At 45.7% G+C, this 11,752-nt stretch carries 13 protein-coding genes; all 13 read left to right on the top strand.

Going from position 1 to position 11,752, the window contains the following annotated elements:
• Positions 1–40 precede the first annotated feature (40 nt).
• On the top strand, positions 41–1,156 hold the full coding sequence (gene dnaN, locus B7X71_RS06905; protein WP_293596947.1) for a DNA polymerase III subunit beta: 1,116 nt from the start codon (positions 41–43) through the stop codon (positions 1,154–1,156).
• Positions 1,157–1,167: 11 nt separating this feature from the next.
• Positions 1,168–3,666, top strand: coding sequence for a DNA topoisomerase (ATP-hydrolyzing) subunit B (gene gyrB / locus B7X71_RS06900; protein WP_293596946.1), 2,499 nt, complete (start codon positions 1,168–1,170; stop codon positions 3,664–3,666).
• Between the two features lie 5 nt (positions 3,667–3,671).
• The gene (locus B7X71_RS06895; protein WP_293596945.1) at positions 3,672–4,166 is read left to right on the top strand and encodes an SET domain-containing protein-lysine N-methyltransferase; all 495 of its coding nucleotides are present in this window, start codon (positions 3,672–3,674) and stop codon (positions 4,164–4,166) included.
• An 8-nt stretch (positions 4,167–4,174) separates the two neighbouring features.
• Positions 4,175–4,399 (top strand): DUF3717 domain-containing protein, encoded by a 225-nt coding sequence (locus B7X71_RS06890; protein WP_293596944.1) that lies wholly within the window; start codon positions 4,175–4,177, stop codon positions 4,397–4,399.
• Between the two features lie 133 nt (positions 4,400–4,532).
• Entirely contained in the window at positions 4,533–6,458 is a 1,926-nt protein-coding gene (gene mnmG, locus B7X71_RS06885) for a tRNA uridine-5-carboxymethylaminomethyl(34) synthesis enzyme MnmG (protein ID WP_293596943.1), read from the top strand.
• The gene (gene rsmG / locus B7X71_RS06880) at positions 6,451–7,113 is read left to right on the top strand and encodes a 16S rRNA (guanine(527)-N(7))-methyltransferase RsmG (protein WP_293596942.1); all 663 of its coding nucleotides are present in this window, start codon (positions 6,451–6,453) and stop codon (positions 7,111–7,113) included. The genes mnmG and rsmG overlap by 8 nt, the downstream gene beginning before the upstream one ends.
• Positions 7,114–7,137: 24 nt before the next feature.
• The gene (locus B7X71_RS06875) at positions 7,138–7,908 is read left to right on the top strand and encodes a ParA family protein (protein ID WP_293596941.1); all 771 of its coding nucleotides are present in this window, start codon (positions 7,138–7,140) and stop codon (positions 7,906–7,908) included.
• Positions 7,909–7,931: 23 nt separating this feature from the next.
• Entirely contained in the window at positions 7,932–8,819 is an 888-nt protein-coding gene (locus B7X71_RS06870) for a ParB/RepB/Spo0J family partition protein (protein WP_293596940.1), read from the top strand.
• A 70-nt stretch (positions 8,820–8,889) separates the two neighbouring features.
• On the top strand, positions 8,890–9,384 hold the full coding sequence (locus tag B7X71_RS06865; protein ID WP_293600404.1) for an ATP synthase subunit I: 495 nt from the start codon (positions 8,890–8,892) through the stop codon (positions 9,382–9,384).
• A gap of 39 nt (positions 9,385–9,423) precedes the next feature.
• A complete protein-coding gene (gene atpB / locus B7X71_RS06860) occupies positions 9,424–10,299 on the top strand; it encodes a F0F1 ATP synthase subunit A (protein WP_293600403.1) in 876 nt (291 codons plus the stop codon).
• A 45-nt stretch (positions 10,300–10,344) separates the two neighbouring features.
• Positions 10,345–10,611 carry a F0F1 ATP synthase subunit C gene (gene atpE, locus B7X71_RS06855; RefSeq protein ID WP_012357116.1) on the top strand — a complete coding sequence of 89 codons (267 nt, stop codon included), beginning with the start codon at positions 10,345–10,347 and terminating at the stop codon, positions 10,609–10,611.
• A gap of 63 nt (positions 10,612–10,674) precedes the next feature.
• Complete coding sequence (locus B7X71_RS06850) at positions 10,675–11,145, top strand: F0F1 ATP synthase subunit B (RefSeq protein ID WP_215334139.1); 471 nt, start codon at positions 10,675–10,677, stop codon at positions 11,143–11,145.
• A 1-nt stretch (position 11,146) separates the two neighbouring features.
• On the top strand, positions 11,147–11,683 hold the full coding sequence (locus B7X71_RS06845) for a F0F1 ATP synthase subunit delta (protein WP_293600402.1): 537 nt from the start codon (positions 11,147–11,149) through the stop codon (positions 11,681–11,683).
• The last annotated feature ends 69 nt before the right edge of the window (positions 11,684–11,752 follow it).

The following is an 11,752-nucleotide window of genomic DNA, read 5'->3' as shown; positions in this document are numbered from 1 at the left end:
CTACTACTACTAATAAGATATATACAAGGATTTAAAAGCAATGCAACTCGTAAACACTTCACGTGACAGTTTGTTAAAACCACTTCAGGTTGTTAGTGGCATTGTTGAACGTCGACATACTTTGCCGATCTTGGCAAACTTGTTATTTAAAAAACAAGGTGACAAGGTGTCTTTTGTATCGACGGACATAGAAATTCAAATTACAACTAACGCCACTTTTGGTGTTGGTCCAGAGGATGTGACTACAACAGTGGCTGCGAGGAAATTGCTTGATATTTTGCGCGCACTTCCAGAAGGCCCTGTTGCGCTAAATCTTAAAGACAACAAAATGGTTGTGCAGAGCGGTAAAAGCCGTTTCTCTTTACAAACCCTTTCTGCAACCGAGTTCCCTGTTATGCAGAGTGTTGGTGAGGTAACCGCAAGCTGGAAGATGACTCAAAAGAGTTTTCGGCAACTGGTAAGCCAAGTGCATTTTGCGATGGCGCAGCAAGATATTCGTTATTACCTCAATGGTATGTTGTTGGTTGTTGAGGGTAAACAGGTAATCGCTGTAGCCACCGATGGTCATCGCTTGGCCTACTCTCAAGTTGAGCTAGCTGAGGCTCCAGTGGGGTCTGGTCAGCGACAGGAAATTATTATTCCCCGCAAAACTATTCTCGAGTGTCAACACTTACTTGAAGATTCAGATGAGTTGCTGGAAATGAGTCTGACATCAAACCAAGTGAAATTTACATTTGGTGATATCGAGCTCATTTCAAAACTGGTTGAGGGGAAGTTTCCTGATTTTCAGCGTGTGATTCCTAAAGGGCATAAAAACTCATTGGTGGTTGGCCGAGATGTTTTGCAATCAGCACTACAGCGTGCAGCAATCTTGACAACTGATAAATTCAAGGGCGTACGTTTTTCTTTATCACCAAATCGAATTACTGTTCAATCTACTAACGCTGAGCAAGAAGAGGCTCAAGAAGAGATTGAGACTGAATACAGTGGTGATGTTGTTGAGATTGGATTTAATGTAAGTTATTTGTTAGATGTTTTATCAAACCTGAAGAGTGAAAAAATTCAGATTAGTTTGGGTGATGCCAATAGTAGTGCGGTGATTACCCTACCTGGTTCAGAAGACTTCAAGTATGTTGTGATGCCAATGCGTATTTAATTTAGAAAAAAATGACTGAAGAAAAAAAAGTAGTAGAGCAGTATGGTGCATCATCGATCCAAATCTTAGAAGGTCTTGAGGCTGTTCGTAAGCGTCCGGGTATGTATATCGGAGACACCTCTGATGGCACGGGTTTGCATCACCTAGTTTTTGAGGTTTTAGATAACTCTATTGATGAAGCTTTAGCTGGGTATTGCTCTGAAATTACTGTTGTTATACAAACTGACAACTCCATTTCCATAGTTGATAACGGGCGTGGCGTTCCAACTGGAATTAAATACGACGATAAGCATGAGCCAAAAAGAAGCGCAGCTGAGATTGTAATGACGGAGTTGCATGCTGGTGGTAAGTTTGACCAAAATAGTTATAAGGTTTCTGGTGGTTTGCATGGTGTGGGTGTTAGTTGCGTAAACGCACTCTCTAAATGGTTGAAGCTCACCATTCGTCGTGATGGCAAAGCGCATTACATGGAGTTTGCGCGTGGGGTTATTCAGAACCGCAACATTCAAGAGGAAAACGGTGTGGCGATTTCACCAATCACCGTTACTGGGGATACCAATTTATCTGGCACTGAAGTGCATTTCTTGGCGGATGAAACTATTTTTGGAAATATTGAATTTCACTATGAGATTCTTGTTAAACGCATTCGCGAGCTTTCATTCTTAAATAACGGCGTTCACATCAAACTAATTGACCAGCGATCTGGTCAAGAGGAAGACTTTGCTTTCTCTGGCGGTGTAAAAGGTTTTGTTGAATACATCAACCAAACAAAAAATGTTTTACACCCCAATATTTTTTATGCTGAAGGTATTCGTCCGTCAGATCTAGGTGGCAACATCACCGCTGAAGTATCCATGCAATGGAATGATAGTTTTAGTGAGCAAGTTTTATGTTTTACTAACAACATCCCTCAGCGCGATGGCGGTACCCACTTAACAGGCTTGCGCGCAGCAATGACGCGTGTCATCAATAAATATATTGATGAGCATGAGGTTGCCAAAAAAGCTAAGGTAGAAATTTCTGGTGATGATATGCGCGAGGGCCTTGCCTGCGTGTTGTCGGTTAAAGTTCCAGAGCCAAAATTTTCAAGCCAAACAAAAGACAAGCTGGTTTCTAGTGAGGTTCGCGGACCTATTGAAGAGATTGTTGCCGAAGCATTAAGTGCTTATCTTCAAGAGCGCCCAGCCGATGCGAAAATTTTGTGCGGAAAAATTGTAGATGCTGCCCGTGCTCGTGAGGCAGCCCGTAAGGCTCGCGACATGACTCGCCGTAAAGGTGTTCTTGATGGTTTGGGTCTCCCTGGAAAGTTGGCAGACTGCCAGGAGAAAGATCCAACAAAATCAGAATTATTTATTGTCGAGGGAGATTCCGCGGGCGGTTCTGCTAAGCAGGGTCGTGACCGACGTTTTCAGGCGATTCTTCCATTGAAAGGAAAAATCCTAAACGTTGAAAAAGCTCGATTCGATAAAATGTTGGCCAGCCAAGAGGTTGTTACCTTAATTACTGTTCTTGGAACCGGTATTGGTGCTGAAGAATACAAGGCAGATAAACTACGCTATCACCGCATCATCATCATGACCGACGCGGACGTCGATGGTAGCCATATTCGCACACTCTTACTCACTTTTTTCTATAGACAGATGCCTGAACTGATTGAGCGCGGCCACATTTACATTGCTCAACCACCTTTGTATAAAGTAAAGTTTGGTAAGAATGAGCAATACATTAAAGATGATGTTGAGTTAAATCAATTGCTCTTAAAGATTGCATTAGAGTCAGCGTCTCTCCAAACGCCATCAGGCGAGATTATTGAGGGTGCGGATTTGGGTGAGCTTGCCAAGCACTATCAAGTTATTCAGTCGGTTGTAGATCGCTTATCGCGCAACATTGATGAGGACGCCCTGCGCGCTATTGCTTCGGGCACCCAATTAAACCTAGACACTGAGAAATCAGCACAAGATTCGGCGGAGCGTTTGCGTGTTGCCTTGACAGACTCTTTAAACCCCTTGGCACTTCCACCAGAAATCATTGTGCAAAAAGAAGAGCGCACTGATCGCTTTAAGTTATTGTTATCGCGCCGTATTCATGGCAACTTAAAGTTATCTGCAATTAACTCTGACTTTGTACATGGCGATGACTATCAAAGCCTAGCAAATGCTGCCGCAGTTTTGTCTGGCAAAGTGTTGCCGGGCTCAAAAGTGCGCCGAGGTGATCCAGATAAAAATCAAAAAGAGCAAACTATTCAAAACTTCAGGGCGGCTTTTGCTTGGTTGCTTTCTGAAGCAGAGCGTGTGTTAAGTCGTCAACGCTACAAAGGTCTTGGAGAGATGAACCCTTCTCAACTGTGGGAAACCACAATGGATGCGGGTTCGCGCACCTTACTTCAAGTCAAAATTGAAGATGCGATTACTGCCGATCAAGTCTTCACCACCTTGATGGGTGATGAGGTTCAACCGCGTCGTGCCTTTATTGAGAAAAACGCTCTAATCGCTCGCAACCTGGATGTTTGATTTAAATGGCTAAAAAGAAATTGGCTGTACCGACCATGGATAAGTCTTGCATTATTGTTAAATCATCACCGATCCATGGCAAGGGTGTGTTTGTTGCTAAACCCATTAAAAAAGGGGCGGCAATTATTGAGTACAAGGGCGAGCGCATCAGTTGGAAGTTAGCCGAGAAGCGCCACCCGCATGATCCAAAAGACCCAAACCACACATTTTACTTTTCACTAGAAGACGGTCGTTGCATTGATGCCAAGTACGGCGGCAATGCGGCACGCTGGATTAATCACTCTTGCAAGCCCAGCTGTGAGACTAGAGAAGATAGCTTTAATGGTGAGCCCCGTGTATTTATTTATGCGAAACGCGACCTCAAAAAGGGTGAAGAACTTTTTTACGACTACTCTCTTGATGTTGAGGGTCGGGTTACCAAGCAGATGAAAAAAGATTACGAGTGCCGTTGTGGGGCCAAGAAGTGTCGCGGCACCATGTTATCTCTCGATGGTAAATAATTCTTAAGATGCTCTTTGTTGGCATTCAGGATTTAGAGGCGGCCATCAATTATTGGCGCAGCCAATCACCTGCGGTTGGTGAGGAGTTGCATTTATGTCCTGAAGCTGCGGCGCTTGCAAAGCCTTACGCCCTCATGATTGTTCAGGGGTCCCAAAGAGTTCCTATGGATGTTTTGGATGAGGCGTCCAAGACGGCAATCCAAACCTTTATAAAAAACAGCAAAACCAGTTAAGTTGTTTTACAAAAAAAACTAATAAAAACAATAAATTAGGTTATATTCATTAATCCCTTTCGTGTGCTTCCCCACATTTGTTTCACGTGAAACCTACAAAATGCTATGATCATCGCCCTATCTGAGGCAAATCATGCGTTATTCAAAGAACTTCGATGTCATTGTGGTTGGCGGTGGTCACGCTGGAACTGAGGCTGCCCTTGCATCCGCACGCATGGGGTGTGAAACCCTTCTAATTACCCACAGTATTGAGAGTTTGGGCGCCATGAGTTGTAACCCCTCAATTGGCGGTATTGGCAAAGGGCACTTGGTCAAAGAGATTGATGCAATGGGTGGCGCAATGGCAGCTGCCACTGACGAAGCCGGTATTCAGTTTCGGATTTTAAATTCGAGCAAGGGCCCTGCTGTCCGTGCGACCCGCGCACAAGGCGATCGTGTTTTATATAAGGCAGCGATCCGTCGGCGCCTCGAAAACCAAGTAAATCTGACTCTATTCCAAGCCGCCGTAGATGATCTGCTAGTTGTGGGTGATGTGGTTCAGGGTGTGGTTACGCAAATGGGTCTGAAGTTTATGGCCAAAAAGGTGGTGCTCACTGCGGGCACCTTTTTGGATGGCAAGATTCACGTTGGTTTAAATAACCATGCTGGGGGTCGAGCTGGTGACCCTGCAGCCGTTTCTTTGTCAGCTAGATTAAAAGAGCTGAAGCTTCCTCAGGGAAGATTAAAGACCGGTACCCCACCCCGGATTGATGGGCGAACTATCGATTTCTCGGTGATGCTGGAGCAGCCGGGGGATTTAGACCCTGTGCCTGTTTTCTCCTGCTTGGGTCGACCAGAGCAACACCCCAAGCAAGTTCCTTGTTGGATTTCTCATACCAATGAGCAAACACACGACATTATTCGTGGTGGCCTGGACCGTTCTCCGATGTATACCGGTGTTATTGAAGGGGTGGGCCCTCGCTATTGCCCTTCTATTGAGGATAAGATTCACCGCTTTGCCTCTAGAAATAGTCACCAGATATTTTTGGAGCCAGAGGGCTTAACAACAAACGAGTTTTACCCTAATGGCATTTCCACCAGCCTTCCATTTGATGTTCAGTGGAATTTGGTCCGAAGTATTCGCGGCCTAGAGTCGGCGGTTATTGTGCGCCCTGGTTATGCCATTGAGTACGACTTCTTTGATCCACGCCATTTGCGGCATAGTTTGGAGACCAAAGCCATTGCGGGCCTGTATTTTGCAGGCCAGATTAATGGCACGACAGGTTATGAAGAGGCTGCCGCCCAAGGAATGCTTGCCGGTATTAATGCTGGCTTAGCGGCACAAGGCAAAGAGCCTTGGCTGCCCAAGCGAAGTGAGTCATATATCGGTGTTTTGGTTGATGACTTGATTACTCTTGGCGTTCAGGAGCCCTATCGCATGTTTACTAGCCGCGCGGAATACCGCTTGAGCTTACGTGAAGACAATGCGGATCTGCGCTTAACCACCATTGGTCGCGAACTTGGCTTGGTAGATGACTACCGCTGGAATACGTTCTGTAGAAAACAAGAGGCTGTTTCACGTGAAACATCCCGTTTGCAAGATATTTGGATTGGTCCAAAGCATGGCTCAGCAAAAGCGGTTTCTGAGCTCTTAGGGCAAGACTTATCCCATGAGTGTAGTTTGGCGGACCTTTTAAGGCGCCCCGGCATTACTTATGAGGCAGTTACGAGTCTGGCGGACGGCCTTTGGTCAGCGGGAACATTGGATGATGATTTAGGCTTGGCCCAACAGATTAGTGACCAAGTTGAGATTTCTATTAAATATCAAGGGTATATAGACAGGCAGGCGGTTGAGATTGCTCGGCAAGAGCATAACGAGACTTTCCCCCTACCGGAGGTTTTGGATTACACCCAGGTTCTTGGTTTATCTAAAGAGGTTCAGCAAAAGCTTAATTTGCACAAGCCTGGCACCTTGGGTCAGGCCGGCAGGATCTCCGGCGTTACCCCTGCAGCACTTTCCCTGTTATTGGTCCATCTTAAAAAGGGCTTAGGCCGCACCCAAGAAGAGGCCCATGAGTAATGATTTGGTTTCTTTGGGAATTGAGGGTTTAGGCCTCAATCTCAGTTCTGCAAATTTTGCCGATTTGGAGCTCTTTTTGCAGGAAATGGGTCGCTGGAACCAGGTGCATAATTTGACTGCAATTGAGGGTGAGAAGAACTCTGTTCGTCTGCATCTCATTGATTCTATTACAGTTTTGCCTGTAATGCGCCAATTTCTGGGTTTACAAAACCCTAAAATTGCTGACCTGGGTTCAGGCGGCGGTCTACCCGCTATCCCCATTGCCATTCTTCAGCCTGACTGGCACGTGACCCTGATAGAGGCTATCCGCAAAAAGACGGCGTTCTTGCAACATGTGCGCGGTAAGTTGGCCTTAAAGAATATTCAGGTTCTGAGTGAGCGCGTCGAAGCGGTGGGTAAATCACAACCTAGACAATTTGATGCGGTGATTTCTAGGGCATTTACTAACCTTGCCCACTTTCTAGAGCTTTCCCTTCCCCTTCTGAAGCCTGATGGTTTGGTATTTGCGATGAAGTCTAAGCGCGCAGATGAGGAGTTGCAGGACGTTTGCATGGATGACTGGCGATTGGTGGCTGACGAGCCTCTGCGGATCCCCAATTTAGAGGTGGATCGCCGGCTTTTAGTCTTATCCCCCATGAGAAAATTACCCCTTTAAAGCTCGACATTCCTAAGAAAAACTATGGCCAAAATATTTTGTATTGCGAATCAAAAAGGTGGGGTTGGAAAAACCACCACTGCCGTTAATTTGGCCGCTGGTTTAGCTGGGCATCAGCAACGTGTTTTGTTGGTAGATTTGGATCCACAGGGTAACGCCACAATGGGATCTGGAATTGAAAAAGCAGATCTCATTAGCACCGTGTATCAAGTGTTAATTGGTTTGTCATCGGTGAAAGAATCTGCGGTGCGTTGTGATAGTTCTGGCTACGATGTGTTGCCAGCAAATCGTGATTTAGCTGGTGCGGAAATTGAGTTGGTAGATTTAGATTCTCGTGAGCAACGATTGAAAGATGCGCTTGCACTCGTTGCAAATGACTATGACTTTATTTTGATTGATTGCCCTCCCGCACTATCTTTGTTGACGCTTAATGGATTGTGTGCAGCGAACGGTGTGATCGTGCCAATGCAGTGCGAATATTTTGCATTAGAAGGATTATCGGATTTAGTTAACACCATCAAACAAGTGCATGCCAATTTAAATCCCGACTTGGTGATCATTGGATTGTTACGCGTGATGTTTGATGCGCGCATGACATTGCAGCAACAAGTTTCCGATCAATTACTTGAGCACTTTGGCGACAAAGTATTTAAGAGCATTATTCCCCGCAACGTCCGCCTGGCCGAAGCCCCGTCCTATGGGCTTCCTGGCGTGGCGTTTGATAGGTCATCGCGCGGCGCCAAGGCCTACTTGGAGTTTGGCGCCGAGATGATTGAGCGCATTAAGCAAATGTAAAACCTAGGAACAATAAAAATATTATGGTTGCAATCAAGAAAAAAGGTTTGGGTCGCGGCTTAGAGGCCCTGCTTGGCGACAAGGCGCAAAAAGAAACCACGGCAGAAATTAATCGCTTGCCATTGACTGCATTGCAGGCTGGTAAATATCAACCGCGACAAAAAATGGAAGCGGGCGCATTACAAGAGCTGGCTGAAAGTATTCGTGAGCAAGGTGTGATGCAACCATTGTTGGTGCGTTTGGTTGCTCCTGGTAAATACGAAATTATTGCGGGTGAGCGTCGCTTTCGTGCGGCAACTTTAGCCGGCTTAAAAGAGGTTCCTGTTTTAGTTTCTGGAGCTAACGATCAAGCTGCCGCAGCGATGGCTTTGGTCGAGAATATGCAGCGCGAGGATTTGAATCCGCTAGAAGAATCTCAAGGCCTTGCAAGATTGATTGAGGAGTTTGGTTTTACGCATGAGCAGGCTGCAAAAGCGGTGGGTAAGTCACGTAGCGCCGTAACGAATTTATTGCGCTTAAATCAATTGGCAAAGCCGGTGCAAGCTATGCTCCTAGCAGGTGATATTGACATGGGCCATGCCCGAGCTTTATTACCCTTGCCCGGAGCAAGCCAAGTTGCCTTGGCACAAAGAATTGCAGCTCAAGGCCTATCCGTTCGGGAGGCTGAAAGAATGTCTGCAGCCCTTGCGCTTGCTGGAGGTCGGATTGGGGATAAAAAAGCTAAAACCCAGCCGGCAGGTGGCGCACCAAGCCGTGACCCAGACACGCGCCGTTTAACTCAAGAAATAGCTGATTTGATAGGCTTAAATGCTGAATTTAAGTTTAAAGGTAAGGGTGGCGAGCTCAGAATTCGCTTCAGCCAATTTGACGAGCTAGATTCTTTGTTAAAAAAGCTGGGCGTCGAAGCCTAAAAGTCAGCAAAAAAATGGCCCTAAAACATTTGACCTATTGCAGTGCACACATTAAACTCACGGGGCTAAATTGATTCCTCAAAAAAATCGATTTTCCGAGGCAAATGACTGGGATGAGCCCGAAGAAGAACTCTTTCAGGCTTTAAGTAAAGAGGAAATGACCGCGTTGCAAGCTAGCAATGCTGTTAAACACCCCCGACTGTCGCCTTGGAGGGTTTTGGCTGCGCAAGTGGTGCTTACAGCGCTCAGTATGGTGATCTGGTCAATTTTTGGGGAGCCGGTTGGGGTAAGCCTTTATACTCAGTCGGCCTTTTTAGGTGGTTTAATTAGCGTCTTGCCTTCAACCCTGTTTCTAATTAGGTTGGAGTTGGCAAAAAAAACGCAAATATTGAATCCAGGGGGTTATTTGGCGGCATTGGTTTCGGGCGAATTTATCAAAATCGTCGTTACCTCGATGCTGTTTTTAGGGGTTGCTTTTTTGATCCCGGGCGTGCTTTGGGTCCCATTATTGGTGACTTATGTGCTTGCCATTAAGTGTGTGTGGCTAGCGTGGTTGTGGCGCTAAGAGTAATAAATGTGATTGAACCAAAGGACTAGTTAAGAGATGTCTAGCGAAGTAAACCAAGCCCACGCGGCTGCTGAGCAAATGACGCCAACAGCGTACATTTCCGAGCACTTACAAAACCTTAATAATTCAGGTGGACCACAGTCGTCCATTATTGATTTCAGCATCATCAATTTAGACACTGTTTTCTGGGCATCCCTTATGGGTTTGCTTACTGTATTTATTTTGTTGATTGCAGCGCGCCGTGCAACCCCGGGTGTGCCAGGCCGCTTCCAGTGCTTTATTGAAATGATTGTGGAAATGGCAGAAACCCAATCTAAGAGCATTGTTCATGGTGATCGCTCTTACATTGCGCCACTTGCCTTGTTTGTATTCTTTTGGATCATCCTTTTAAATACGCTCGACTTGATTCCGGTGGATTGGGTTTTAGGCGTTAATCATTTCATCGAAAGTTTTGGTGTTCATGTTCCACACCATAAGGTTGTTCCTACAACCGATCTAAATGCGACCATGGGCATGTCTATGTCCGTCCTGCTTTTAGTTTTCTTTTACAGTTTCAAAGTCAAAGGTTTTGGCGGCTTCTTGCATGAGCTCATTTCTGCCCCGTTTGGTGCGAAGTGGTACTTGGCTCCATTTAACCTCGCTTTGAACATCATCGAATATCTTGCTAAAGGTGTTTCATTGGGAATGCGACTGTTCGGCAACATGTATGCTGGCGAGTTGGTTTTCTTATTGATCGCATTGCTAGGTAGTGTGTGGACATTTAGCTTAGATTTATCCCTGTTTGGATTGGTGGGCCATGTTATTGCTGGATCAGCTTGGGCCATCTTCCACATTTTGGTTATTTTGTTGCAAGCCTTTATTTTCATGATGTTGACTTTGGTTTACATCGGGCAAGCGCATAGCCACCACTAAGATTTTTATTTTTAACTTATCTCTTTAACTTCAGGAGTCAGCAACATGCAACAATTTCTCGCAAACATTCAAGGTTTCACAGCAATCGCTATCGGCATCATCATCGGCCTCGGCGCGATCGGTGCTTGTTTAGGTATTGCATTGATGGGCGGTAAGTACATCGAAGCCTGCGCACGTCAACCAGAATTGATGGAGCCACTCCAAACCAAGATGTTCCTTTTGGCTGGCTTGATCGACGCTGCGTTCTTGATCGGCGTTGGTGTTGCAATGCTGTTTGCTTTCGCAAACCCACTGCTCGCAGTTATCAAGTAATTGTTTTGGCGTGGATGACCACTGGGTCATCCAACCGTTCTCAACAATACTGAAAGGAATATCGTGAATCTGAACGCGACCCTATTCGCGCAAATGATCGTTTTCTTCGTCTTATGGTGGGTAGTTGCACGCTTTGTGTGGCCACCGCTAGTTAAGGCGTTAGATGAGCGTTCAAGCAAAATTGCTGACGGCTTAGCTGCTGCCGAGCGCGGTAAAGAAGCACTCGCATTGGCGAGCAATGAAGCAGAGCAAGAATTAAATAAAGCACGCCAAGAAGGTGTGCAGCGTGTTGCAGAAGCAGAAAAACGTGCGCAAATGTCCGCTGAAGAAATTCGCGTTAATGCACAAGCTGAAGCAGCTCGCATCATTTCTCAAGCTAAACAAGATGCAGATCAACAAGTAACTCGTGCTCGCGAAGTGTTGCGCGCTGAGGTTGCCGTGTTGGCTGTAAAAGGTGCAGAGCAAATTTTGCGTCGTGAAGTTGATGCAAAAGCTCATGGCACATTGCTTGATCAACTAAAGGCAGAACTTTGATATGGCTGAATTAGCCACGATTGCACGCCCTTACGCAGAAGCGCTTTTTCAAAGCGCTAAGCCTACTGAGCTTGCTACTTGTTTAGAGCAGTTAAATGAATTGGCGCAGCTAGCTGCATTGCCAGAAGTTGCTGCTTTATCAAACAATCCTAAAGTTTCTGCAGATGATTTAAGCAAATTGCTTTCCGGTATGGTGAAGACAAAGCTGGACGGCAAAATCGCAAGCTTTTTAAATCTTGTAAATCAAAACCACCGCTTATCTGCTATCCCTGAAATTGCTAGTCAATTTGAGGTCATGAAGAATAAGAGCGAAGGTGCAGCAGAAGTAATGATTACTAGCGCATTCCCATTAGAGGGTTCTGCGTTGAATGATTTGTTGTCAAGTTTGAAGAAACGCTTTGGGGGTAAAGAATTGCGCCCAACTATCCAAGTAGATCCAGAATTGATTGGCGGAGTTCGCATTCAAGTTGGAGATGAGGTGATGGATAGTTCAGTTAAGGCACGGTTAGCTCAAATGCAAGCAAGTCTTGGCGCATAAGTTATCCCTATTAAGAACATACGAAATAAGACCCAGGAGTAAGTAATGCAACTCAACCCTTCCGAGATC

The sequence above is a fragment of the Polynucleobacter sp. 39-46-10 genome (assembly GCF_002282275.1).
Note: the sequence above shows the minus strand (reverse complement) of the source record. Positions and strands in the feature narration are given on the sequence as shown.